The sequence below is a fragment of the Halomonas aquatica genome (assembly GCF_040196335.1).
Taxonomy (GTDB): Bacteria; Pseudomonadota; Gammaproteobacteria; order Pseudomonadales; family Halomonadaceae; genus Halomonas; species Halomonas aquatica.
The window spans coordinates 49,993-74,859 of the sequence record NZ_JBEGCJ010000003.1 but is presented as its reverse complement, the minus strand read 5'-3'; the positions used below and the strand labels follow the sequence as shown (position 1 = coordinate 74,859).

General features: G+C 66.4%; 21 protein-coding genes and 2 pseudogenes. 4 read left to right on the top strand and 19 right to left on the bottom strand.

What is annotated here, in order from left to right:
* Window positions 1-16 precede the first annotated feature (16 nt).
* From ABE960_RS06625 to ABE960_RS06610, 5 genes and pseudogenes are all read right to left on the bottom strand, one after another.
* Window positions 17-517 carry a LabA-like NYN domain-containing protein gene (locus ABE960_RS06625; RefSeq protein WP_349761465.1) on the bottom strand — a complete coding sequence of 167 codons (501 nt, stop codon included), beginning with the start codon at window positions 515-517 and terminating at the stop codon, window positions 17-19.
* Window positions 511-972, bottom strand: a complete 462-nt coding sequence (locus ABE960_RS06620) for a DUF6586 family protein (RefSeq protein WP_349761464.1) — start codon at window positions 970-972, stop codon at window positions 511-513. Before ABE960_RS06620 ends, ABE960_RS06625 begins: the two co-directional genes overlap by 7 nt.
* Window positions 969-3,605 (bottom strand): type I DNA topoisomerase, encoded by a 2,637-nt coding sequence (gene topA / locus ABE960_RS06615; RefSeq protein ID WP_349761463.1) that lies wholly within the window; start codon window positions 3,603-3,605, stop codon window positions 969-971. Before topA ends, ABE960_RS06620 begins: the two co-directional genes overlap by 4 nt.
* 233 nt (window positions 3,606-3,838) lie before the next feature.
* Window positions 3,839-4,081: pseudogene (locus ABE960_RS14855) on the bottom strand (hypothetical protein); the annotation flags it as partial.
* A 316-nt stretch (window positions 4,082-4,397) separates the two neighbouring features.
* Window positions 4,398-6,575: pseudogene (locus ABE960_RS06610) on the bottom strand (DUF3141 domain-containing protein); the annotation flags it as partial.
* A gap of 607 nt (window positions 6,576-7,182) precedes the next feature.
* Between ABE960_RS06610 and lipA the strand changes: the two are divergent.
* Window positions 7,183-8,235 carry a lipoyl synthase gene (gene lipA, locus ABE960_RS06605; protein WP_349761461.1) on the top strand — a complete coding sequence of 351 codons (1,053 nt, stop codon included), beginning with the start codon at window positions 7,183-7,185 and terminating at the stop codon, window positions 8,233-8,235.
* A gap of 108 nt (window positions 8,236-8,343) precedes the next feature.
* Here the strand turns inward: lipA and lipB are convergent, their stop codons facing one another.
* The 11 genes from lipB to ABE960_RS06550 form a co-directional block, all read right to left on the bottom strand.
* A complete protein-coding gene (lipB, locus tag ABE960_RS06600) occupies window positions 8,344-9,006 on the bottom strand; it encodes a lipoyl(octanoyl) transferase LipB (RefSeq protein ID WP_349761460.1) in 663 nt (220 codons plus the stop codon).
* On the bottom strand, window positions 9,006-9,317 hold the full coding sequence (locus tag ABE960_RS06595) for an HP0495 family protein (protein ID WP_349761459.1): 312 nt from the start codon (window positions 9,315-9,317) through the stop codon (window positions 9,006-9,008). The genes lipB and ABE960_RS06595 overlap by 1 nt, the downstream gene beginning before the upstream one ends.
* A 136-nt stretch (window positions 9,318-9,453) precedes the next feature.
* Window positions 9,454-10,593, bottom strand: coding sequence for a D-alanyl-D-alanine carboxypeptidase family protein (locus tag ABE960_RS06590; RefSeq protein ID WP_432765358.1), 1,140 nt, complete (start codon window positions 10,591-10,593; stop codon window positions 9,454-9,456).
* 114 nt (window positions 10,594-10,707) lie between these two features.
* On the bottom strand, window positions 10,708-11,646 hold the full coding sequence (locus ABE960_RS06585) for a septal ring lytic transglycosylase RlpA family protein (RefSeq protein WP_349761457.1): 939 nt from the start codon (window positions 11,644-11,646) through the stop codon (window positions 10,708-10,710).
* Entirely contained in the window at window positions 11,643-12,710 is a 1,068-nt protein-coding gene (gene mltB / locus ABE960_RS06580) for a lytic murein transglycosylase B (protein ID WP_349761456.1), read from the bottom strand. Before mltB ends, ABE960_RS06585 begins: the two co-directional genes overlap by 4 nt.
* Before the next feature lie 29 nt (window positions 12,711-12,739).
* Window positions 12,740-13,900, bottom strand: coding sequence for a rod shape-determining protein RodA (gene rodA, locus ABE960_RS06575; protein ID WP_349761455.1), 1,161 nt, complete (start codon window positions 13,898-13,900; stop codon window positions 12,740-12,742).
* A 3-nt stretch (window positions 13,901-13,903) separates the two neighbouring features.
* Window positions 13,904-15,811 (bottom strand): penicillin-binding protein 2, encoded by a 1,908-nt coding sequence (mrdA, locus tag ABE960_RS06570; RefSeq protein ID WP_349761454.1) that lies wholly within the window; start codon window positions 15,809-15,811, stop codon window positions 13,904-13,906.
* 114 nt (window positions 15,812-15,925) lie between these two features.
* Window positions 15,926-16,393, bottom strand: coding sequence for a 23S rRNA (pseudouridine(1915)-N(3))-methyltransferase RlmH (rlmH, locus tag ABE960_RS06565; RefSeq protein WP_349761453.1), 468 nt, complete (start codon window positions 16,391-16,393; stop codon window positions 15,926-15,928).
* Window positions 16,390-16,749 carry a ribosome silencing factor gene (rsfS, locus tag ABE960_RS06560; protein WP_349761452.1) on the bottom strand — a complete coding sequence of 120 codons (360 nt, stop codon included), beginning with the start codon at window positions 16,747-16,749 and terminating at the stop codon, window positions 16,390-16,392. Before rsfS ends, rlmH begins: the two co-directional genes overlap by 4 nt.
* Window positions 16,750-16,825: 76 nt before the next feature.
* On the bottom strand, window positions 16,826-17,455 hold the full coding sequence (gene nadD / locus ABE960_RS06555; protein ID WP_349761915.1) for a nicotinate-nucleotide adenylyltransferase: 630 nt from the start codon (window positions 17,453-17,455) through the stop codon (window positions 16,826-16,828).
* A 59-nt stretch (window positions 17,456-17,514) separates the two neighbouring features.
* The gene (locus ABE960_RS06550) at window positions 17,515-18,822 is read right to left on the bottom strand and encodes a glutamate-5-semialdehyde dehydrogenase (protein WP_349761451.1); all 1,308 of its coding nucleotides are present in this window, start codon (window positions 18,820-18,822) and stop codon (window positions 17,515-17,517) included.
* A gap of 97 nt (window positions 18,823-18,919) precedes the next feature.
* Here ABE960_RS06550 and ABE960_RS06545 point away from each other — a divergent pair, with 97 nt between their 5' ends.
* Genes ABE960_RS06545 through ABE960_RS06535 form a run of 3 tightly spaced genes read left to right on the top strand, consistent with a single transcriptional unit; the run spans window position 18,920 to window position 22,163 of the window.
* Window positions 18,920-19,789: a hypothetical protein gene (locus ABE960_RS06545; protein WP_349761450.1), complete on the top strand. Its 870-nt coding sequence runs from the start codon at window positions 18,920-18,922 to the stop codon at window positions 19,787-19,789.
* A complete protein-coding gene (locus tag ABE960_RS06540; protein ID WP_349761449.1) occupies window positions 19,782-20,717 on the top strand; it encodes a GGDEF domain-containing protein in 936 nt (311 codons plus the stop codon). The genes ABE960_RS06545 and ABE960_RS06540 overlap by 8 nt, the downstream gene beginning before the upstream one ends.
* Window positions 20,718-20,759: 42 nt before the next feature.
* Window positions 20,760-22,163, top strand: a complete 1,404-nt coding sequence (locus ABE960_RS06535) for a bifunctional DedA family/phosphatase PAP2 family protein (RefSeq protein ID WP_349761448.1) — start codon at window positions 20,760-20,762, stop codon at window positions 22,161-22,163.
* A 31-nt stretch (window positions 22,164-22,194) separates the two neighbouring features.
* Here the strand turns inward: ABE960_RS06535 and ABE960_RS06530 are convergent, their stop codons facing one another.
* Genes ABE960_RS06530 through mpl form a run of 3 tightly spaced genes read right to left on the bottom strand, consistent with a single transcriptional unit; the run spans window position 22,195 to window position 24,834 of the window.
* Window positions 22,195-22,818 carry a LysE family translocator gene (locus ABE960_RS06530; protein ID WP_349761447.1) on the bottom strand — a complete coding sequence of 208 codons (624 nt, stop codon included), beginning with the start codon at window positions 22,816-22,818 and terminating at the stop codon, window positions 22,195-22,197.
* Window positions 22,815-23,450: a flavin prenyltransferase UbiX gene (locus ABE960_RS06525; protein WP_349761446.1), complete on the bottom strand. Its 636-nt coding sequence runs from the start codon at window positions 23,448-23,450 to the stop codon at window positions 22,815-22,817. Before ABE960_RS06525 ends, ABE960_RS06530 begins: the two co-directional genes overlap by 4 nt.
* Entirely contained in the window at window positions 23,440-24,834 is a 1,395-nt protein-coding gene (gene mpl, locus ABE960_RS06520) for a UDP-N-acetylmuramate:L-alanyl-gamma-D-glutamyl-meso-diaminopimelate ligase (RefSeq protein ID WP_349761445.1), read from the bottom strand. Before mpl ends, ABE960_RS06525 begins: the two co-directional genes overlap by 11 nt.
* Between the last annotated feature and the right edge of the window lie 33 nt (window positions 24,835-24,867).

The window sequence follows — 24,867 nt, the reverse complement described above, 5'->3', positions numbered from 1 at the left end:
TCCTGGCCCGCACCGACTAGAGCAGCAGGCCCCCTGCAATGGGCACGAAGCGGTTCGCGGCACGGATCAAGGAATCGGCGGTGAGTCGCTCCACGCCGACAACATCCACCGTCACGCCATGGCGCTCGCGCATCCGCTCCACCAGCAGGTCGAAGTCGCCGTCGCCCGAAACCAGCACCACCCGATCGACCAGGGGCGCGGCCTCCATGGCATCCAGGGCGATGCCCACATCCCAGTCGCCCTTGGCGGAGCCGTCGCTGCGCTGGATATAGGGCTTGAGCTTCACCTCGAAGCCGATGCCCCGCAGGATGTCCTGGAACTGACGCTGGCGGGGGTCTCCTCGGTCGATCGCATACGCATTGGCCAGGCGCACCTCACAGTCGGTGGCGAAGCGAGCCCAGAAGGCATGGTAGTTGAAGTGCCGACCGAAGGCCTGGCGCGTGGTGTAGTAGACGTTCTGCACGTCGACCAGGAGCGCGACGCGCTCCTTGGAGGATTCTCGAGGCGCCGTTACCACTCCTCGCTGGTCTCGCGCAGCGAGGCGATCTCGCGCTTGGCCTCGCGCACGCAGTCGCTCAGCTCGTCCGCCAGTGACGCGGCACCACCCACGGCAATCAATCCCGGGTTGCCGCTGCGACGGCGGGCCACCCCGTCACTGCCATGCAGTGCATCGAGTCTGGCAATCAACCCGGAAAGCCAACTCTCGGGCCGGGCAGCCAGTTCGCGCAGCCGATGAAGCTCGGCAATGCCGGCCCCTTGCGGGCCGAGCATTTCACGCCAGTCGTGGCGCTCGAGATGAGCGTGCTCGGTGACCTCACGCAGCAGCGACTCGAGGGTCAGCTCGAGCAATGCCAGGCTCCCCTCTTCCGCCGCCATGCGACGCGCCTCGGCATGCTCGTCGTCACCGGAGGAAAGGCCGAGCAGCAGCTCGGCCTGGTAGAGCAACTGGTTGGTACGTGATCGCGGGGTCACTTGCGCTTGTCCTCCACCTGCCACTTTCCGCCGTCGAAGGTCGCCTTCCAGCCGGTGGCCTTGCCATCCTCATCAGTCATCACGAACTGTTCCTTGGCCTTGCGAGAGAAGCGGATCTGAGCCGGTCGGCCATCAGGATCCTCGCTGGGGGCGGTCAGGATGTAGCGGTACTTCTCGGGCAACTCCTCGGCGTGCGCCTTGAGTTCCTTGACCAATGGCGGGCGAGTCTCGCGGTTCTTGGGGAACTTGCTGGCCGCCAGAAACAGCCCGCTGGCGCCATCTCGCAACACGTAATGATCATCGACCTTCTGGCACTCGAGCTCTGGCATGGGGATGGGGTCCATCTTGGGCGGCGCCGCCTCGCCACTGCGCAACAGCTTGCGGGTATTCTTGCACTCACTGCTGGTGCAACCGAAATACTTGCCGAAGCGACCCGTCTTGAGCTGCATTTCGCTGCCACACTTGTCGCATTCGATGGTCGGCCCGTCATACCCCTTGATACGGAACTTGCCCTTCTCGATCTCGTAACCGTCGCAATCCGGGCTGTTGCCGCAGATGTGCAGCTTGCGCGTCTCGTCGATCAGATAGCTGTCCATGGCCGTACCGCACGTGGGGCAGCGGTGCTTGGCACGCAGCGCATCGGTCTCGGCGTCCTCTCCGGCATCGGCAGCCACCGCCTCGTCGCCAGGCAGCAGGTCGATGGTGGTCTTGCAGCGTTCCTTGGGCGGCAGGTTGTAGCCCGAACAGCCCAGGAAGACCCCGGTGGACGCGGTGCGAATCTGCATCTTGCGTCCGCAACTCGGACAGTCGATGTCAGTAGGCACCGGCTGGTTGGGGCGCATGCCCTCCTCGCTCTCGGCTACTGCGAGCTCCTTGTGAAACTCGCCGTAGAAAGTATCGAGAAGTTCCTGCCAGTTGCGCTCACCCTCTGCGACCTCGTCGAGCCGATCCTCCATGCGCGCGGTGAAGGAAAAGTCCATCAGGTCGGGGAAGGACTCCTTGAGCCGCTCCGTGACGATGTCACCCAGCTTCTCGGCATAGAAGCGCCGATTTTCCAGCTTGACGTAGCCGCGGTCCTGAATGGTGGAAATGATCGCGGCGTAGGTAGAGGGCCTGCCGATACCTCGCTTCTCCAGCTCCTTGACCAGGCTTGCCTCGGTATAGCGGGGGGGCGGCTTGGTGAAGTGCTGCTGCGGGTCGAGACTCTCGAGGGTCATGGGCGTGCCTTCGGTGAGGTCCGGCAAGGACTGATCCTCATCCTTGCGACCCATCGGCTTCATTACCCGGGTATAACCGTCGAACTTCAGCACCCGCCCCTTGGCACGAAGCTCGAACCCATCGACTTCGACGGTCAGGGTGCTGGAGAGGTACTCGGCGGGAGTCATCTGGCAGGCCACGAACTGGCGCCAGATCAGTTCGTAGAGGCGCTCGGCATCTCGCTCCATGCCGGCAAGGTCGGTCGCGCGACGACCGACGTCGGAGGGGCGGATCGCCTCGTGTGCCTCCTGGGCACCCTCCTTGCTGGAGTAACGGTTGGGCGCCTCGGGCAGGTAGCGCGCGCCGAACTCCTCACCGATGAACTCGCGCACGTTATCCACCGCATCTTTCGAGAGGTTGGTGGAGTCGGTACGCATGTAAGTGATGTAACCGGCCTCGTAGAGGCGCTGGGCCAGGGTCATGGTCTTCTTCACCGAGTAGCCCAACCGGCCGCTGGCCGCCTGCTGGAGCGTCGAGGTGATGAAGGGGGCGTTGGGCTTGGACCGAGTGGGCTTGTCCTCCCTCGCGGTGATCGCGAGATTTGCCTTCCTGAGTGCCGCGATGCGCTCCAGGGTCTCGGCCTCGGAGGTGGGCCGGAAGGCCTTGCCATCCTGGCGAGCCAATTCGAACCGCACCGATGACTGGTCGTCGCCTTGCGGACGCAGGTCGGCATGGACGTCCCAGAACTCCTCGGGGATGAAGGCGTGGATCTCGCGTTCACGCTCGGCGATCAGCCGAGTGGCGACCGACTGCACCCGGCCGGCGGAGAGGCCGCGGGCAATCTTGGCCCACAGCAGAGGCGAGAGCATGAAACCCACCACCCGGTCGAGGAAGCGACGCGCCTGCTGGGCCTCGACACGCGGAATGTTCAAGTTACCGGGATCCTTGAAAGCCTCCTGGATGGCGTTCTTGGTGATCTCGTTGAACACCACCCGCCGATAACGGGCCTCGTCGCCGCCGATGGTCTCACGCAGGTGCCAGGCGATGGCCTCCCCCTCGCGATCAAGGTCGGTGGCGAGATAGACCGCATCGGCCTTCTCGGCGAGCTTCTTGAGCTCAGCCACCACCTTCTCCTTGCCTGGCAGGATCTCGTAATGTGCCTTCCAGCCATGTTCCGGGTCGATGCCCATGCGCCGGATCAACTGGTCATGGGCCTTGCGCCGGCGATGCTCCGCCTTCTCTTCCGGAGACATCTTGCGGGTCGCCGCCGCCTGTCGAGCACGCTCCTTGGGGTCCGAGGCCGCCTTGCCCGAGCCGCTGGTCGGCAGGTCACGGATGTGCCCCACGCTAGACTTCACGATGAAGTCGTTGCCGAGATACTTGTTGATCGTCTTCGCCTTGGCCGGCGACTCGACGATGACCAGTGACTTGCCCATAGTGCTCCAGTGTGCTGATGGCGCCAGCTCGACGGCTCGCGCCAGACCGAATCGGCCCGCCCTCTATGGCGGGTGAAAAATGCGAATACCCTACCCCAGCGACTGACTTCACGCCAGTCACCCCATGACGAGGGGCACCTTGAACCTAGACCTACTGGTACCCGGACGACAAGCCAAGAACGCCGCCGACTTCAACGACAACGCCCCCACCGAGGATCGGCGGGGGCGTTCAGTCACTGCCTGAAACGGTCAGGTCTTGCCGGGCTTGCGCGGCGTCGAGCGCCGCGCTGTTCCGCGACTCGACGGCTTGCGCTTGCCACTGGCCTTGGCCTGAGTGGTCGTCGACGCTTTCTCGGCAGCCTCCGGCGACTGAACAGCCTGAGTCTCGGCTGCCTGAGTCTCGGCTGCCTGAGTCTCGGCGGGCTGAGTCTCGCTGACCTGAGTCTCGCTGACCTGAGCCTCGCTGACCTGAGCCTCGCTGGTCTGAGCCTCGCTGGTCTGAGCCTCGCTGACCTGAGCCTCGCTGACCAGAGCCTCGCTGGTCTGAGTCTCGGCGGCCGACTCGTTGGCGGGCTCGGCTACCAGAGCCTCGGAGGCCGCTGAAACCGGCTCGCCCACGGCCTCTGCCGGGACGTCACCCTCTACTGAGGCCGACAATGGCTCGGCGGCGGGGAGCGCCTCCATCAGCGCTTCCACCTCGCGACGGGCAATCTCATCGGCCTGGGCCTGACCGGCAACCCTGGCCTCGGCATCACGCCGTGCATCCTGCTCGTCCTGTGGCGTTCGCTGAATGGCCTGGTTGAACAGCCCCTTGATGCGCTCGAAGCGGTCCGCTGCATGCTCGCTGAGCTCACCACTGGCCGCCAGCACATGCTCGATATGTGCCAGGTGAGCGTCGATCTGTTCCGCACTCTCTCCCTGCAGCAGGGTCGGCAGGCTCTCGAGTGCCGCCTCGCGATCCTGTTTGAGGATGAAGAACTGCTCACGCAGCAGTTGCTTGAAATCGGCCAGCTGGATACCGGGCTCGAGTTCGGCACGCGAAGCCCGCAGCCGCTTGAAGTTGCGCTCATCGGTGGCCGGTGCCCCGCCGAGGACATAGATCACCGAACGCATGACCGCCTCGTGACTGCCGCCCTCGGCGATATGCGCATTGACCTCGGCCCGGCGACGCTCGATGAAGCGGCGATGCTCCGGCTCGGCCCCCGGACGACGGCGGTGCACATGAGCGTCACCGCCCAGGCCGACCATGGCCTGCAGCATCGGCTGGCCGTAGAAGTCCAGGAAGAAGCGCTCGCTGCTGCTGTCACGCAGGTCGCGCCAAGCGTTGAGGCTGCGGGTAACCTGATCAGACAGGATGCCCTCCACGGCCCGGAAGACATTGTCCTCGTGGACCGGATGGCGTTCGGAACGCACCTTGTCGGCCAGCACCGGCACGGCGGTCATCAACGGGTTGCGGTCGGACAGAAGGCGATAGCCCAGGCGACTGGGGTGCATGCGTCGCATCAACTTCGCCGACTCCGGGGTGGCCAGGGCCTGAATCCAGGGTTGCACGAACTGCCGGTAGAGCCCCAGGTTGATCTCGGAAACCCGCGCCACCGTGGCGAAGCGGGTGTCGTCCTCCGGCCGATGCTGGACTTCCCGATCGAGTTCCTTGATGGTGCGCGGCGTGAATTCCAGCAGATAGTCACGCTCGATCAGTTCGGCATCCTTGCGCTCGGCCGCACTGGAGACCGTGGTCTCGTAGAGGCCCGGCGGCAGGACGTCGATATAATCCATGTTGGCGGTGAACTCGGTGTGCTCCTTTCTGGACACGCTGCCGGACACGAAGATGCCCAGGTGGCCCGTGGTGTCATGCAGGCAATAGACGATGGTCTGTTCATTGGCGATGATGTCCTCGACCCCCTCGTAGAGGTCGCGTACCCAGCCCAAGGCCTGGGGCGGCGGCGTGATATCGTCACCACGCGAGCAGAACACCACTACCGGGGAGCGTACGTTACGCAGGTCGATGCGACGACCGTCGGAAGTCACCAGTTGGGAGGTGGAGAGGCGGTTGCCAATGAAGAGGTTGTCGACGATGTACTGGATCTCGTCTCCCCCCAGCACCACATGACCGCCCCACCAGCGTTCGAACTCCAGGTAACGATCGGCCTCGCTGTCGACTCGCGAGTAGAGCTGGTACTGCTTGCTCCACCAGGTGTTGGCCGGATTCAGTCGCTCGAAGTTCTGCACCAGCCAGGCACCGTCGAACAAGCCGGCCCCCAGGTCGCTGAATAGCGAGGTCATCCAGCTGCCGCCGGCCAGGCCACCGGTATAACGCATCGGTGCCTTGCCGCGTTCACCGGACCAGTAGGAGAGCGGCGAGCCTGCGATCAGAAGCGGACCAAACAGGTCGGGTTCGAGGGCGGCGGCCATCATGATCTGCCAGCCGGCCTGACAGTTGCCGACCACCATGGGCTTCTCGGAGGTCTCGGGATGACGCTCGATGACGTGGCGCAGGAAGGCGACCTCGGCCTCCACCACATCCTCGACGGTCTGTCCCGGGACCGGATAGGGCAGGAAGCCGATGAAGTAGCAGGGGTGACCGGCGCGCAGGGCTACGCCGATCTCGCTGTCGGGCTTGAACCCGCCGATGCCCGGGCCGTGGCCGGCACGGGGGTCAACCACCACGAAGGGGCGGGCCTGCAGGTCGATCTCTACCCCCTCGGGAGGCAGGATGCGCAGTAATTCGTAGTTCACCGGACGCGACAGTTCGCGGCCATCCATCAGCACCTCGGCATCGAAGCCGAGCACATTGGGCTTGGTCTTCTCGATGTGCTCGAGATACTGGTTGCCACGCTGGCGCATGACGTCCATGTAGAGAACGCTGCGCTCCAGCGTATCTCGCCAGTAGTCACAGGCCGCGCGTCCGAAACCGAACGGATCCATGAAGGGCAGCACGCTGGCTGCGGGAGTCGGTATCAGGGAATTCATTATCAGCTCCAGGGTTGCTCGGTACCGGGACAACCATGGCACCTATGCATGAAGAACGGGCTTTGCTGCATTGCAATATAGCGCATCAGGACCAGCGCTGCGAGCATCTTGTGCAATAGCCCTCAGCCAACTTAAAGGCAACCGTGCTGCGCCTCGCTCTGGTATAGAGCCCTCAGCACGCCCTGTCGTGCTGATGGGATAGCCCGTCTCAGGGAAAGCGCCGCGCCCTTGCTGACATGGCCCCAAACACGGCGTGAGGCTGTGCCATGCCATCGAGCGGGGCACCAATCTCGAGCGGGGCACCAAGCAGGAAGGCGCCAACGAAGTGGTCAAGCACAGGCCCGATGCCGAGCCATGGCGTCAACTGCCTGGCGGAGGCATCCTGCCGATCGACACCACGAGGGCTGGGGGTCACGTCAGGGCCGGGGTCAAGGCCCGCGCGGGCCAGGTGTCCAGAGTGGCGTTCCATATGGTAGTTTATCAGCTTGAGAAACACGTATCATTCGACGTGCCAGGCGGCCTGAAAACGCCGATCGACGCGCGCCCGGCGGACCCGCAGCGGCGCCGTCGTTGTGCAGGCCACCGGCGAGCAGAGAGGCTCACAGCTATGAGCGACACCCCCTCCAAACGCGTCTCTAGCGGCGAAAAGTACCGCAACGACCATGGCACGGCCGCCATCAAGGACGGCATGAAAGTGCGCAGGCACGTCGAGGACGGCGGCGCCACAGGTCGCAAGCCGAAGTGGCTGCGAGCCCAGATTCCCGGGGGCGAACGCTTCGAGGCGGTCAAGAAGAACGTGGACGCCCACCGGCTCAGCACCGTCTGTGCCGAATCGCACTGCCCCAACCAGGGGGAATGCTGGAGTAACGGTACCGCCACCATCATGCTGATGGGCTCGGTGTGCACCCGTGCCTGCCGCTTCTGTGCCGTGGATACCGGCAACCCCCGTGGCTGGCTGGACGCCGAGGAACCGGAGAACACCGCCCGGTCCGTGGAACTGATGGGTCTGCGCTATATCGTGCTGACCTCGGTGGATCGTGACGACCTGCCCGACGGGGGCGCCACCCACTATGCCGACTGCATCCGGGCCATCAAGGCACGCACCCCCGAGGTGGTCGTCGAGGCGCTGACCCCGGACTTCGACGCCGAGCCCTCGGCGATCGAGCGGGTCGTCGACTCGGGCCTCGAGGTCTTCGCCCAGAACGTCGAGACCGTGGAACGGCTGACCGGGCGGGTGCGCGATCCGCGGGCCGGCTACCGAAAGACGCTGGACGTGCTGGCCCATGCCAAGCGCCATCGCCCCGGGGTCATCACCAAGACCAGCCTGATGCTGGGCCTCGGCGAGACAGAGGAGGAGATTCTGGCGACCTTCGACGACCTGCGCGCCATCGGCGTGGACATCGTCACCCTCGGACAGTACCTGCGCCCCACGCGCAACCACCTGCCGGTGGAGCGCTGGGTCACCCCGGAGGAGTTCGAGCGCTATCGCGTGCTGGGCCTGGAAAAAGGCTTCATGGAAGTACCGTCCGGTCCGCTGGTGCGCTCCAGCTACAGGGCCGACCGGGTGTTCGAGAAGAACAACCTGGGGCTTGCCGCACCCGCCGAGGTACCCGGCCAGGAGACCGACCCGAACCGCATCGACGCCGTCAACGTCGGTTAGGCGCCGAGCGAACAGCAGGACGTCTCTGCAACCTCTGGTGTCAACGCAAAGCCCCCGCTGGATGCTTGATCCAGCGGGGGCTTGTTATAGCTCAGCACCTGCAGCCCATCACAGGTCAGCTTGGCGGCTCGGCGCTTTTAACTCACGCCCAAGCTCCCGCGCCAGGCAATCCGCCAGTCGCTCCCCCACCGCCTCGACGCCGGGGCAGTCATCGACCAGGTCGGCGAGTCGCGTCATGGCCATGCCGGCATAGCCGCAGGGATTGATCCGCGAGAAAGGCGAGAGATCACCATCGACGTTGATCGCCACGCCATGGAAGCTGGCACCTCGCCGGATGCGAAGCCCCAGGGAGGCGATCTTGGCCTCTCCCACGTAGACACCGGGTGCATCCGGTCGGGCGAGCGCAACGACCCCATGGTCAGCCAGTAGCGCAATCACCGCCTGCTCCAGTGCGCTCACCAGATCGCGAACCCCCAGTCGTGCTCGTCGCACATCCAGCAGAGGATAAAGCACTACCTGACCGGGCCCATGGTAGGTCACCTGTCCGCCACGGTCGGTGGCCACCACCGGGATGTCACCGGGCATCAGCAGGTGCTCGGGCTTGCCGGCCTGCCCCTGGGTGAAGACCGGATCATGCTCTACCAGCCAGAACTGGTCAGGCGTCGCGGCATCACGGCCGTCGGTCAGGGCCCGCATGGCCTGCCAGACGGGGGTGTAGGTCCTGCGCCCCAGGCGATGCAACTCGATCGGCGCCGTGCTGTCGCGTGTCATCACACCACCATGTGCACGCGGCCGGTGGCCTTCAGTTCTTCGAAGAGGGCCTTGAGCTGGACCTCTCCCGTGGCGCGAATCGTCAGCCGCACCGACTGGAAGCGGCCATTGCGGCTCGGGACCACCCGGATACCCGCGGCGTCGAAGCCCGAGTCATGTCGTGTGACGATCTGGCAGACGGTGGCGGCAAAGTCATCGGCGGCATCGCCGACGACCTTGATCGGATAGTCACAGGGGAAGGTGATCTTCGGCGACCTGCCGCCCGCCCGAGGACCGGGCTTGCGGAGGTCGCGCAGGGAATTGTCGTTCATGCGCGCGTCCGGGTGGAAAGGAGAGTATCCACCCATTCTACTCAACGCATCGACGGCGACCAACCGGCGACTCCGCGCATGCGGCCTGCAGGGCTCGGCCCTCGGGCGAGCCGACCCGGGAGTGCCATCGCTCCGGTCAGTCGAACCAGCCACCGATCAGGTTGGTGAAGAAACGCTTCACCTGATCGAACAGCCTCTTGAAGAAGCCGCCTTCCTCGATACTCTCCAGGGCGACCAGCGCTCGCTCGCCGACCACCTCTTCGCCCTGTCGCACCTCCATGGTGCCCACTCGGTCGCCTGCGGCAATGGGCGCGGTCAGGTCAGCCTGGATGTCGAGCCGAGCGGTGAGCTCGTCATTACGGGCCCGCGGCACCGTCATGACCACGTTGCTGTCGACGCCGACGCGCAGCTCGTTCTTGTCGCCGCCCCAGACCCGCGGCGCATTGAGCACGGCGCCCGCATCGTAGAGCTTCAGGGTCTCGAAGTAGCGAAAGCCGTAGCTCAGCAGCTTCTGGGATTCCTGGGCGCGGGCCTCATCCGAGGCGGTGCCCATGACCACGGAGATCAGCCGCATGTCATCACGCTCGGCAGACGCTACCAGGCAGTAGCCGGCGGCCTCGGTCCAGCCGGTCTTCAGGCCATCGACGCTGGCGTCCCGCCACAGCAGGCGGTTGCGGTTAGGCTGGTCGATGCCACCGTAGGAGAACTCCTTCTGGCGATAGATCCGATAGTGATCCGGGTAGTCGTTGATGATGTGCTGGGAGAGCAGGGCCAGGTCATGGGCCGAGGAATAGTGATTGTCGTTGGGCAGCCCGGTGGCGTTGATGAAATTGGTGTTGCGCATGCCCAGGCGGGTCGCGTGCTGGTTCATCAGGTCGGCGAAGGGCCGCTCGCCGCCGGCCAGGTATTCCGCCATGGCCACGCTGGCATCGTTGCCGGAGACGATGATGATGCCATGCAGCAGTTCGCTGACCGGCACCTGCTCGCCGACCTCGATGAACATCTTCGACCCCCCCGTTCGCCAGGCCTTCTCGCTGACCGGCACCAGGTCACCCGGGCTGATGTTGCCCTGATCCAGCTCACGCTCCGCCAGGTAGGCGGTCATCAGCTTGGTCAGGCTGGCCGGTGGAAGGCGCTCGTCGGCATTATGCTCGGCCAGCACACGGCCGCTGTCGGCATCCATCAGGATCCAGGAGCTGGCGGCCAGCTGCGGGGGGGAGGGAATCATGGTCTGCGGCGCAGGAATCACCTGAGCCGTGGCCTGTGACACGACCATCAGCAGGCTGAGCAGTAGCGGCGGCACTAACCGGCGGCGGAGGAAAGGCGTAAATCTCATGGCAAGGGTTCTCATCGGGTGCATCGCAGGGTTTTTCGGTAAGGGGATGCCGACTCAGTTGGCATCGTTGACGATGAAGGCCTGGGCAAAGCCTGCCCGCCGCAACAGTTCGCGGACCGGTTCCACCTGGCCCGCTGGATCCAGCGGGCCGACCTGGACACGGTATAGCCCTGTGGCGCTGGCCACGCGCACGGGCCGGGCGATCTCCTCCTCGAGGCGGGACTGAAGTGCCCGGGCCCCTTCCGCGGAGCCCAGAGCGGCCACCTGCAGGAAGACACCCCCTGGGTCGGCGGGTTCACCAGAGGCATCCGCTGCGGCATCCTCAGCCACGAGCGGTCGGGGCGAATCGGCCCTCTCGGGAGAGACGCTCCCCGCCGGGCGCGTGGTCTTGCCGTGCTCGGCCAGCCAGCGGTCCACGTCGATGGCCTCCACCCTCACCCGGCCCGTCCCCCGCTCCAGGATGCCCAGGCGGGCGGCCGCCGCATAGGAAAGGTCGATCTCCCGCTCGCTGTGGAAGGGGCCGCGATCATTGACCCTGACGATCGCCGAGCGGCCGTTGTCGAGACTGGTGACGCGAACGAAGCTGGGCAACGGCAAGGAACGATGAGCGGCGCTCATCTTGTACATGTCGTAGATCTCGCCGTTGGACGTCGCGTAACCGTGGAACTTCTCTCCATACCAGGAGGCACGTCCATTGCGACGATACCCATCGGCAACCGCCATGACCTCGTAGCGTTTGCCCCATACCTCGTAGGGGGACTTGTTGCCGCCCCGGGATAGCGGCTCGCGCTGCGGCACCGCGTCGGGCACCCGTGCGACGTCGGGAGGGTCCTCGGGGTAGGCATCCCCGGACAGCGCATAACGCTCTCCGCCTGCCGCATCCGTCGAGGCCGACCCGACCGCCTCGCCGGTGACGGGCCGCGGGCCGCCACCGCTCCCCATACAGCCGGCCAGCAGTAGCAGCAGGCTCAGGGCCACCAGGGTGCGTTTCATGAGGCCTCCTCCGGGGTCGTGTCCGCGGCCTCGAGCCCGTGTGGCTCGCGGCCGCGGGCCGCGGCGCTCGCCTCGGCAAGTTCGGTCACCGCCATGGCGTAGAGATGACTGTGGTTGTAGCGCGTGATCACGTAGAAATTGTTCTCGCCCAGCACGTAGCGCCACGTGCCTTCCCCCTCCTCCAGCGCCACCGGCAGCAGGAGATGATCGTCGGCCATCGCGTCCGGAACCTCGAGACCCGCCGCGGCGATCTGAGCTGCCGGCACGGCCGGCGGACGCGCGGCGCGATTGAACTCGATACCCTCGGGCGGCGCGGCGGGTCCCTCGGCCTCATGATAGAGGGGCTCTCCCGGACGCCAGCCGTGTTCGGCGAAGTAGTTGGCCACGCTGCCGATGGCATCCACTGGATTGTCCCAGAGATCGCGCAGGCCATCGTCGTCGAAGTCCACCGCATAGGCACGGTAGCTGGTCGGGATGAACTGCGGATAACCCATGGCACCGGCGTAGGAGCCCGTCAAGCTGCCAGGCGCTCGCTGCTGGTCAAAGGCGATCTCGAGGAAGGCGGCAAGCTCACCACGGAAGAAGCGCCCTCGGCTCGGGTGATGGAAGGCCAGGGTCGACAGGGAGTCCAGGACACGGTGACGACCGGTCACATCGCCGTAGCGGGTCTCGACGCCGAGTATGGCGGCGATCACCTCCGCCGGGACGCCATATTCGGCAAGGGCCCTGTCGAAGGCGGCCTCGTGGGCCTCGATGAAGGCCACCCCATTGGCGATGCGCGGGGCGTCAAGGAAGATGGCGCGATACTCGTGCCAGGTCAGGCGCCGTTCGGCGGCCCCTTTCATCGCATCCAGCACCGGCTGGCGGAACTCGGCCTCGGCCAGGGCGGCCTCGAGCCAGTCGCGGTCGATCCCCCGCTCGGCGAGCTCGTCCACCAGCTTTCGCGCCTCGGCGTGACGCTGCGGGTCGAACTCGGCCGCCGGCAGGCTGGAGGCGCCACATGACAGCAGCAGCCCCGCCAGCGCGGCCATCCAGCGGTTTCCCTGTGGTAACGACACCGTCATCGCAGCTCTCCCTGAGTCGTGTCGGCTGCCTAGCGCGGCAACAGGCGGCGGTGGGCATTCACGGCCATGAGAATACCGAAACCCGCCATCAAGGTCACGCTGGAGGTGCCCCCATAGCTGACCAGCGGCAACGGGACGCCGACCACCGGCAGTATCCCGCTGACCATGCCCACGTTGACGAAGACATAGATGAAGAAGGTCAGGATGATGCTCCCCGCCACCAGCCGACCGAAGGTCTCCTGGGCGGCCCCGGCAAGCCACAGCCCGCGCCCGACGATCAGCAGGTAGATCAGCAGGAATGCCAGCATCCCCACCAGCCCGAACTCCTCGCCCAGCACTGCCACGATGAAGTCGGTATGGCGCTCGGGAAGGAACTCCAGCTGGGACTGGGTCCCCTCCAGCCATCCCTTGCCCCAGAAACCGCCGCTACCGATGGCGGTAGTCGACTGAATGATGTTCCAGCCCGCCCCCAGAGGGTCGCTCTCGGGGTCGAGGAAGGTCAGCACGCGCTGGCGCTGGTAGTCGTGCAGGTTCATCCACAGCAACGGCAGCGCGGCCGCAGCCAACACACCGCAGAACAGGATGAAGCGCCAGGAGAGGCCGGCCAGCACCACCACGAGAACCCCCGCCGTCGCCACCAACAGGGAGGTCCCCAGGTCCGGCTGCCGGGCGATCAGCGCCACGGGCAGGCCGATGATCACCGCACACACGAAGAGGTCGCGGAAGCGTGGAGGCAGGACCTGACGGCTCAACCAGGCAGCCACCATCATCGGCATGGCCAGTTTCATCAACTCCGAGGGCTGGAAGCGGATCACCCCGGGGATCACCAGCCAGCGCTGGGCGCCCATGCCCATGTCACCGATCAGCTCCACCGCCACCAGCATGGCCAGCCCCGCCAGGTATACCAGTGGCGTCCAGCGCAGCAGGGTCGTGGGAGAAAGTTGGGCGAGCCCCATCATCACCGCCAGGGCCACGCCGAAGCGGATGCCCTGGGCGATGACCACCGAAAGTTGCTGGCCGCTGGCGCTGAAGAGCACCACCAGGCCCGCCAGCATCAGCACCAGCAGCATGCCGAGCAACCAGGGATCGATGTGAATGCGCTCCCAGAGGCTGCGGCGTCGCGAGATGCCGCTCAACGAGGGTTTCACTGGGTGGCCGCGCAGACCACGTGTCAGCTCATTCCAGATCATCGGTCAATCCCCCGCCACGCGGTCATCCTCACGTTCGAGCACCTCGCGCACTTCCTCGGGTTCCGGAGCCTCGTCCTCGAGCAGCCAGGCATCGGTCATCGCCTTGGCCAGGTGCGCCGCATGGGTACTGCCGCCACCGGCATTCTCGACGATCACCGCCACGGCGATCTCGGGCTCTTCCACCGGCGCAAAGGCCATGAACAACGCATGATCGCGCAGACGCTCCTTGAGCTCGTCGGCGTTGTATTTCTCGTTCTGGCCTAGAGAGAAGACCTGGGCGGTGCCGGACTTGCCCGCCATCCGGTACTCGATGTCGCGGCCGATCCGGCGCGCCGTCCCCTCGCGCCCCGACACCACCTTTTCCATCCCAGAAAAGACATTATCCCACCATCCCCCGTTGCCGAGATCGATGTCCGGGGGAGTATCCGGCAGGGCGACCGGCACCTCCTGCTCGCCGATGCGATGTGCCAGGCGAGGCTTTACCCACTTGCCGCGGTTGGCCAGCACCGCTGTGGCTGTCGCCAGCTGCAGCGGGGTCACCTGCAGGTAGCCCTGGCCGATGCCCACGGAAAGGGTCTCGCCGGGATACCAGGGCTGGTTGAAGCGCCCACGCTTCCAGGCACGAGAGGGCATCAGCGCATCGCTCTGGCCGTAGACATCATGGGCGGCCCGCTCGCCGAAGCCGAAGGCCGTCAGGCTCTCATGGATGCGATCGATCCCGAGATCGTGGGCCAGGGAATAGAAATAAGTGTTGTTGGAGACGGTGATGGCCCGCTCCAGATCGACCCGACCATGCCCCCAGCGCAACCAGTTGCGGTAGCGCCGCGAGTCATTGGGCAACTGGAAGTAACCGGGATCGTAGATCACCTTGCTCGGCGTGATCATGCCCTCCTTGAGGCCGGTGATGGCCATGAACGGCTTGATCGTCGAGCCCGGCGGATAGTGGCCCCGGATGGCACGATTGTAGAGCGGCAGGTCGAGGTTCTCCTGCAGTGAACGATAGGAGGCGACATCGATACCGGTGACGAACTGGTTGCTGTCGAACCCTGGCACCGAGGCCAGGGCAAGAATCTCGCCGGTGGACGGGGCGATGGCCACGATGGAACCTCGGCGCCCATCGAGAAGTTCCACGGCGAGTTTCTGGAGCTTGATGTCCAGGGTCAGGGTCAGGTCGAGTCCCGGTACCGGGTCGGTGTGACCGAGCTCACGCAGCACCCTCCCGCGAGCATTGGATTCTACCTTGCGAAGCCCCGCCTGACCGTGCAGCTCGTCCTCGTAGAAGCGCTCCACCCCGGTCTTGCCGATGAAGTGGGTGCCGGCATAGTTGCCCGAATCCAGTCCCGCCAGCTCCTCGGCATTGATCCGGCCCACGTACCCCAGGGCATGCACCATGGTCTCGGCATCGGGATAGTAGCGCAGCAGTTGGGCCTCGACCTCGACGCCGGGCAGGCGATGGCGGTTGACCGCCAGACGGGCGATCTGCGACTCATCGAGATCGCTCATCAGAAGCGCCGGCTGGAAGGGCCGCTGGCGTTGGCGTGAACGGACCCGGAAGGCCTCGGCTTCTTCTTTGGGGAGCTCCAGCAGGTCGACCAGCAGGGCCAGGGTAGCGTCCAGGTCATCGACCCGTTCACGCACCAGGGTCAGGTTGTAGGTGGGGCGGTTCTCGGCCAGCAGCACCCCGTGACGATCATAGATCAGGCCCCGGGTGGGCGGCAGCGGTTCCACCCTCACCCGGTTCTTCTCGGAACGCGTGCTGTAGACCTCGTGCTGCACCACCTGCAGGTAGAACAGTCGTCCGCCCAGGAGTCCTGTCAGGGAGACCACCACCAGCACGGCCAGCAGCGAGCGCATCCGGAACACGCGTAGCTCCTGTTCCGGGTTCTTCAGGGTATCGCGGCGGCGGCGCATGCTCGTTGATGACCTCGGATGATGGAGCGGAAGAGCCTTCGGCGGAACTCGATGAAAGAGCCTTCGGCGATGATGGAGAATAACGTCTTCAGCGGATGCTCGAGAACAAAACCTTCAGCGGTGATAGGGGTGGCCGACCAGCAGGGTCCACGCCCGATAGAGCTGCTCGGCGAGCAGGATGCGCACCAGCGGGTGCGGCAGGGTCAGCGGAGAGAGCGACCAGCGCTGGTCGGCACGGGACGAGAGCGAGGGCTCCAGACCATCGGGGCCTCCCACCAGCAACACAACGTCACGCCCTTCGAGGCGCCAGGCTTCGGCCTCGCTGGCCAGCTGCTCGGTGCTCCAGGCCTTGCCGCCGACCTCGAGGGCGACGAGGCGCTCGCTCCCCTTGAGGCGGGCACGAATGCGCTCGCCCTCCAGGGCCATGGCCCTTGCCACGTCGGCATTCTTGCCCCGTTGTCCCGGCGCGATTTCCTCCACCTCCAGGGCGAAATCGCGGGGCAGTCGCTTGCGATACTCCTCGACACCGCGATTCACCCAGTCGGGCATCTTCGTACCCACCGCCAGCAGGCGGATTCTCATGAACGGTGCTCGGCCCGGGACTCGGCATCGCTTGGCATGTCGGCCCAGAGCCGCTCGAGATCGTAGAGCAGGCGAGTCTCGGGGAGCATCACGTGAACCACCAAGTTCCCGAGATCGACCAGCACCCAATCGGTGCCGTTCTCGCCCTCGACGCCCAGCGGCGCCATGCCCTGATCCTTGGCCGCCTGGACCACATGGTTGGCTAGCGCCGCCACATGGCGAGAGGAGGTGCCGGTGGCGACCACCATCCTGTCGGTCACACTGGTCAGTCGTGAAACATCCAGGACGACGATGTCCTGGGCCTTGAGGTCCTCCAGCGCATCAGTCACCAGAGTCTTGAGTGCGTCGATATGCATAACCCTTCGTATCTGCCCTTCGTCAGCGGGAAATCGTTGAACCATTGTACCGGCTCGACGCGCCGCTGGGCAGCACTCAGCCATGCCGGTAGAGTCCTCGCGACAGGATACGTGCCTCCACCGCCTCGGGTAGCAGATAACGCACGCTCAGCCCAGCCGCCAGACGGCGTCGCACCTCGGTAGCCGAGATGGCCATGCGCGAGGGCAACCGCAGGCGCAGCAGCCGGCCGGCCGGATGGGCCATCAGCGCCTCGCCATCCTCGACCTCGCGCCCGACCAGCAACTCGCGGAGTGCCGCCGGCAGGGTCGCGTCGTGGTCCGGGCGGTCGATCACCACCACGTGGGCCAGTTCGAAGAGGCGTTCGGGCTCGTGCCAGTCGGCCAGGCGCAGGAAGGCGTCGTGCCCCAGCGCCATCACCAGGCGCGCCTCGCGCCCCTGCTCGCGGCGCAGCGAGGCAAGGGTATCGGCACTGTAGGAGGGGCCATCACGCTCGAGTTCCCGGGGATCGGCCACCAGCCCCGGAGTATCGCCTATCCCTAGACTCAGCAGCGCCAGGCGTTCGGCGGCCGACACCCGGGGCTCTCCCCGCAGCGGCGGCATGGCCGCTGGCACCATGTGCACACGATCCAGCACCAGCGCCTCGAGGAGCTCCACCGCACTGCGCAGATGGCCCAGGTGAACCGGGTCGAAGGTACCGCCCAGCATGGCCAGACGGGGCGGGACCGATGGATCGATGCCGCCCCGGACGGGCAGACCCGGCTCATTCACTCGCGCACCTGGCCGTCACCGAGCACCACATACTTGCGGGTGGTCAGTCCCTCGAGCCCCACGGGTCCGCGGGCATGCAGGCGATCGGTAGAGATGCCGATCTCCGCCCCCAGCCCGTACTCGAAGCCATCGGCAAAACGGGTGGAAGCGTTGACCATCACCGAACTGGAATCTACCTCGGCCAGGAAGCGTCGTGCCAGGCCGTAGGACTCAGTGACGATCGCATCGGTGTGGCGCGAGCCGTAGCGCTCGATGTGGGCCATGGCGGCATCGATGCCATCCACCACTCTGATCGACAGCACCGGTGCGAGATACTCCTCCTGCCAGTCTGCCTCGGTGGCCTCGGTGATATCGCCGAGGATCGCCCGCGTCCGTTCGCAACCGCGCAGCTCGACCCGGTGCTCGTCATAGGCGTGAGAAAGCCTCGGCAGCAGCGTGCCCGCCACCGTTGCATCGACCAGCAGGGTCTCCATGGTGTTGCAGGTGCCATAACGGTGGGTCTTGGCGTTGACCGCGATGGCCAGGGCCTTGTCGAGGTCCGCACTGGCATCGACATAGACATGGCAGACACCATCGAGGTGCTTGATCACCGGCACCCGGGCCTCTCGGGTGATGCGCTCGATCAGCGACTTGCCGCCGCGCGGAATGATCACGTCGACATATTCCGGCATGCTGATCAGGCGCCCCACGGCGGCGCGGTCGGTGGTAGCCACGACCTGCACAGCACCCTCGGGCAGGCCGGCCCGGGCGAGCCCGGCACGGATGCAGGCGGCGATGGCGGCGTTGGAATCCCGCGCCTCGGAGCCGCCACGAAGGATGGCCGCGTTGCCCGACTTCAGGCAGAGACTCGCCGCCTCCATGGTGACGTTGGGGCGCGACTCGTAGATGATGCCGATGACGCCGAGGGGGACGCGCATCTGGCCGACCTGGATACCGCTGGGCCGCGAGCGCAGACCATCGATCTCGCCGACCGGATCCGGCAGGGCGGCCACCTGGGCGAGCCCCTCGATCATGGCATCCAGTCGCGCGTCATCGAGGGCCAGGCGATCCAGCAGGGCCGCATCCAGGCCACTCTCGCGCCCCCGGGCCAGGTCACGGGCGTTGGCCGCCAGCACCTCGTGCCGAGCATCCTCGAGATGCGCGGCCATGGCCAGCAGAGCGGCATTCTTGGCCGCCGTATCGACCCGGCGCATCCGGGTTGCCGCTTCACGGGCGCCCTGCCCGAGGCGCTGCATATAGGTGTCGACATCTCCGATGTCCGGGATGACGGAGTCGATATCCGAGCGTGAGGCTTGAGCTGTCATGCCGTTGGGTGTCTCCTGGGGCCGGCGACGCCGAGACAAGGGCGATGCCGGCGTTATACAGTGCCGTGAACCGGCAAGGGAATCATACTAAGCCACCATGCAGACCAAGTACAAAATCGGACTGCTGCGCGGCAACCTGCTGGTCGCGGCGGTCCTGCTGGCCCTGCTGGCCATGGCCACGACGACCCTGACCGAGGCCCTGCTGCTGTGGCTGTCCGCTACCTGGCTGGCCACCTCCGCGCTGCTGATGGCCTTCAACCATCGTCGCCCCGTCACTGTGCCCTGGCAGTTGCTGCCTGGCCTGTTGCTCGCTGCCCTGCTGTGGGTGGCCCCCGAGCGGCACGTCACCTGGCTGTGGGCCTGGGCGGTGCTGTTGATGCTTCCCCAGCCCCGCTGGATCCTGCTGCTGGAGACCCTGCTGGCCCTGGCGACCTGGTGGCCGCTGAGGGAGCTACTGGGTCTCGAGCAGTGGACCCTGAGCGGCCTGGGGCTCGCGGCCCTGATGCTGCTGGGCCTATCCAGGGCCCTCGACCTGCGCACCCTGCGCAAGAGTGCCCTAAGTCGGGCCCGCCTGGTCCCCGGCCTGACACTGTGGCCAGGCAGCCGACTACCTCGCGACCTCGCTCTGGAACGCAGCCGCAGCCTGCGCGAGGGTGTGCATGCCGAGCTGCTGCTCTTGCATGCACCACGGCACCAGAGCTGGTCACTGGCCCAGCGGCTGTGCCACCTGACTCACAGCTTCGAGCACTGCTACCGCCTCGACTCTCGGACCCTGGCGACGGTACTGATCAGCCGCGACCGTCATCAAGCCAATGAGCGGAGAGGCATGCTGTGGCGTTCCCTTGGGGCGCGTGGGCCGGCCCGTGCGATTCCGCTGTCCGGCCTGGCATCCCTGGATGCCGAACGCCTTGCCCTGGCTCGCCAACCTGCCGGACTTCTGGTGATCGAGGAGCCGTCCCATGCCTGATCTTCGTCCCCATCATTCGCGGCTATTCGCCGCGTGGCACGCCGGCGGTGCACTGCTGCTACTGGGCATGTCCCTGTGGCTCTACCTGTTGGGGGAGTACGAGCGCATCCCCCTGCCCGCTATCCTTTCGCTACTGATGCTGGTGGCCACCCTGCTGAACACGACGGGTGATGAGCAATCGCGAATGGCCGCCTACCTGGCCCTGGTCTGCGGCTACCTGCTGATCGCCGTCGAGCTGCCCCGCCAGTCAGGCTTGCCATTGCTATGGGTGGGGCTTCCTCCGGTGCTGACCCTGCTGCTGCTGCCGTTGGCGCCTGCCATGCTGCTCAACCTCTCGCTGACGCCGATCTGGCTGGCCTTGCTCGGCGAAGGGGAACTCGACAGTCAGACGCTGCTGGGCTACCTGAGCCTGGTAATCGTGGCGGCCCTGATTCCCTGGGAACAGGCCCGCCAGCACGCCCTGCTAAGGGCCACCGACCCTCGCGACTCGGAATGCTCGGCCAACGGACGCGAGACCCTGCACGAGGGGCTGGCCAGCGAGATCGATCGCGCCGGGATGCTCGGCCAGCCCCTGGCGGTGCTGCTGATACACCTGCCCCAGTTGGACATGGTCGGCGAGCAGTTCGGTCCGAGAGCTCGACAGGCCCTGCTGGATAGCCTCTGCCAGGCGGTGGCCAGCCGCAGACGCGACCATGACACCCTGGGCCGGGAAGGCCAGGCGGACTTCTGGCTGGTGATGCCGGACACCACCGAGAGCAGTGCCCTGCTGATGCAGCAGCGCCTCCTTCAGGCCCTTGATCAGATCACCCTGATGGATACCGGTCATGTGGCAGCGCGGATGCGCCTGTGCCGGCTAAAGGCAGGAGAGTCCTGGCCGAGATTCGAGCAACGCCTTGAGGCCGGCAGCGAGTCGCTGGCCATCGGCTGAGCCTGAGGTACGCCGATTCATGGCAAGACAACGGAGCGGCCCTTGAACATTGCCGACACCCTCTTCCAGCTGGCGCCCTCTCCGGGGCTGCTGCTGTTGATCATCGCCACCATCGCCCTGGTCGAATCCCTGGCGCTGGTGGGGCTACTGGTGCCGGGCGTGGTACTGATGACGGCCGCCGCATCCATGGCCGGACATCAGGAGCTGGCCGTGACGCCGGCCATCATTGCCGCCTTCATCGGCGCCGTGGTCGGCGACGGCCTGAGCTTCATGCTGGGTTATCACCAGCGTGAGAGGGTCACCATGCTGTGGCCCCTGTCACGCCACCCGGAATGGTTATCACGGGGTGCGCGATTCTTTCAGCGGCACGGACCGCTCTCGGTCTTCCTGGGTCGCTTCGTGGGCCCGGTGAGGCCCGTGGTGCCCCTGATCGCCGGCATGCTGCGGATGTCACCCCGGGCCTTCATCTGGGCCAACCTGGTCTCGGCGGCGCTGTGGGCGCCGGCCTACGTGCTGCCGGGCTATCTTCTTGGACGCACCTGGCAGCGGCTGCTGGGACTGCCCGAGGCGCTGGAGCAATGGTTGATCGGCCTCGGCGCCCTGGTGGTAGTGCTCGCGGTGGCCTTCTCCTGGGTGCGCCACCTGGTGACCCGCGACGGCCTGGCCTACCAAGGACTGGCCTCGCTATCGCGACGCAGCGCCCTCGGCAGGCGCCTCTGGCAACTGCTATCCCCACCCCATGACGAGGAACCGCCGCTGGCCTCCTGGCTGCTGCTGATCCTCTCCCTGGCCGCCGTCTCCGCCTGGACCCTGGTGGTGATCCAGCATGACGGGCCACTGGCCATGGACACGCGTCTGGCGGCGCTGATGGAGAGGCTGGCCCTGCCCGGGCTGAACGCGGCCGGCGAGGCCCTGGCCGGGGCCGGTGACCTGCTCGGTGTGCTGGCGCTGCTCCTTCCCTGGGCCACCTGGCTACTTTGGCGGCGCCAGCTTCCGGCCTTCTGGCACATTACCGGCGGCCTTCTCGGCATCGCGCTGCTCAACAGCCTGGGCAAGTCGGCGATCGGCCGCGCCCGACCCGACACCTTCGACCATCTCGCCGGCTCCCTCTCCTACCCCAGCGCCCATACCTCGACCGCGGTGGTGCTGTTCGGCATGGCCGCGGCCTTCGTCAGCCTCGAGTTGCCTCCCGGGAAGCGCTTTCTGGCCTACTGGGCGGCCATTGCCATGGTCCTCCCCATGGCACTGTCGCGCCTTGTGCTCGGGGTGCACTGGCTCAGCGACCTGATCGGTGGCGCCCTTCTGGGCCTGGTGGTCTGCGCCCTGGTCCAGCTTGCCTGGCAGCGCCATCCTCGCCCCTCGCTTCGTCCCTGCCCCTGGCACCTCTTGGGAGTCGCCTCCCTGGTGCTGGTCGCTGCGCGCATTGCCTGGCTGCCGCCAGTCTGAGAAACGAGGTTCGGGCTCGATCATGGCAGGCTCATGCCAGGGCCAGCCAGAGGCCCACCCCGACCATCAGGGTGCCGGCGATGCGGTTGAGCAGGCGCACATTGCCACTCTCGCCGAGCAGCCGACGCAGGGTGCGCCCGCCCGTGGCATAGAGCAGCAGACAGAGGAACTCGATGATCAGGATCACCGCGATCAGCGCTGCGAGCTGTGGCGCCAGCGGCTGGGTGGCGTCGAGGAAGGGCGGTAGCAGGACCATGAAGAAGGCCCAGCCCTTGGGGTTGCCCACCGCCGTGACAAGACCCTGCAGGGCCAGCTGCCCCCGGGCGACGGGCGGCCCGGCTTCGAGTGCCAGGGGAATGGCCATGCGCCCCCGGGAACGCCACATCATCAGGCCCAGGTAGCCCAGATAGGCACCGCCCAGCCACTTGAAGATCGCGAAGAGTTCGGGCTGGCGCAGCATCATGGCGGCCACGCCCGCGCCGGCGGCGAAGGCCACCAGGCTCGCCCCCACGAGCTCGCCGGCCATCATCCACAGCGTGCGCTTCACGCCCTGGGTCATGCCAAGCACCATGGCCAGGGTCATGCACATGCCGGGGGTGAGCGAGACCAGCAGGAAGGTCGGCACGAAGACCGACAGCAGCGAGAGGTTGATCACGGCTCGCCCCAGCGGGGCATCAGGTGGTTCTCGATGCCCAGCTGGTTGAGGATACGCGCCACGATGAAGTCGACGAGGTCCTCGATCCGCTGCGGCTGGTGATAGAAGCCCGGCGCGGCGGGCAGTATCACCGCCCCCATGCGGGTCAGGGCCAGCATGTGCTCCAGATGGATCGCCGAGAACGGGGTCTCGCGGGGCACCATGATCAACCGGCGTCGCTCCTTGAGGGCGACGTCGGCGGCCCGCTCGATGAGGTTGTTGCTGGCCCCCGTGGCCACCGCCGAGAGGGTGCCGGTGGAGCAGGGACAGATCACCATGGACGAGGGTGCCCCGGAGCCGGAGGCCACCGGTGCCATCCAGTCCTCGCGACCGAAGCAACGGATCTGGCCGGGCGCGGCCCCCGTGCGTTCGGCCAGTACCTCCGCCAGCCGGGCCGGGCGCGCCGGCAGCTCATCGTCGGTTTCGGTGGCGATCACCAGGTGAGCGGCCTTGGAGATCATCACCCAGACGCGATGATCGGCCTCGACCAGCGCCTCGATCAGGCGCAGGCCATACTGGGCACCCGAGGCCCCGGTCAGGGCCACCGTGACGGGTTCGCGCAGCTCATTCGGCTCATTCGACTTACCCGGCATGGGCGACCTCCAGTGCGGCCAGCAGTTTCTCGTGGATGCCGCCGAAACCACCATTGGACATCACCACGATGCGATCCAGCGGACGTGCCTCGGCCACCAGGGCAGCTACCAGGGCATCGAGGTCCTCGAGCAGCCGGGCCGGAACCGGGCTCGCCTCGAGCACCGGAGCCAGCGACCAGTCGAGCCCCGGCGGCTGGAACCAGAAGGCGGCATCGGCGGCGGCGACACTGGCCGCCAGGCGGTCGCGCAGGGTGCCCAGGCGCATGGTGTTGGAGCGCGGTTCGATCACCGCCAGCAGCCGGCCACGAGGCGTCGCGGCCCGCAACCCCTCCAGGGTAGCGGCGATCGCCGTGGGATGGTGAGCGAAGTCATCGATCACCTCGATGCCGGCCACCTCCCCGCGCAGCTCCTGGCGCCGCCGTGGCGTCGCGAAGCGCGACAGCGCAGCGGCACCGCGCACCAGATCGACCCCGCAGGCGTTCGCGGCCGCCAGGGCGGCCAGGGCGTTGCGGGCGTTGTAGGCGCCGGTCAACGACCAGTCGACCACCGCATCCTCATTCACCGCATCCGGGCCCTCGCCATGCTCATGGATGACCCGGAAGCGCGAGGCATCCTCCCGCTCGAGTTCCAGTCGCCAGGGGCTCGACGCCTCGGCGCCGAAGTGCTCCACCGGCGTCCAGGCGCCCATCTCGAGCACCCGCTCCAGGGCCGGTTCGCCGTCAGCCACCAGCAGAAGGCCGCGCCCCGGCACGGTGCGCACCAGATGGTGGAACTGACGCTCGATAGCGGCCAGGTCGGGGAAGATATCGGCGTGATCGAACTCCAGATTGCCCAGGATGGCGATCTGTGGGCGGTAGTGAACGAACTTGGAGCGCTTGTCGAAGAAGGCCGTGTCGTACTCATCGGCCTCCACCACGAAAGGGGCATCATGGGCGCCGAGACGGGCCGAGACGCCGAAATTGCGAGGCACCCCGCCGATCAGGAAGCCCGGGGTCTGGTCCGCGGACTCCAGCAGCCAGGCCAGAAGGCTCGCCGTGGTGGTCTTGCCGTGGGTACCGGCCACGGCGATCACCCGACGCCCCGGCAGGACCTGCTCGGCCAGCCACTCGGGGCCCGAGACATAGGGCAGCCCCAGGTCGAGCACTGCCTCGACCTCCGGGTTGCCACGCGAGAGGGCGTTGCCGATCACCACCCGGTCAGGTCGCGGCGAGAGATTGTCGGCCGAGTAACCCTCGCACAAAACGATGCCCGCCTCCTCGAGCTGGGTGCTCATGGGCGGGTAGACATTGGCATCCGAGCCGCTGACGTTGACGCCCATCTCGCGAGCGAGCAATGCCAGGCTACCCATGAAGGTGCCGCAGATGCCGAGAATATGAAGGTGCATGCGTTCTCCGGGACGTCTTGCCGCCGCTGGCCG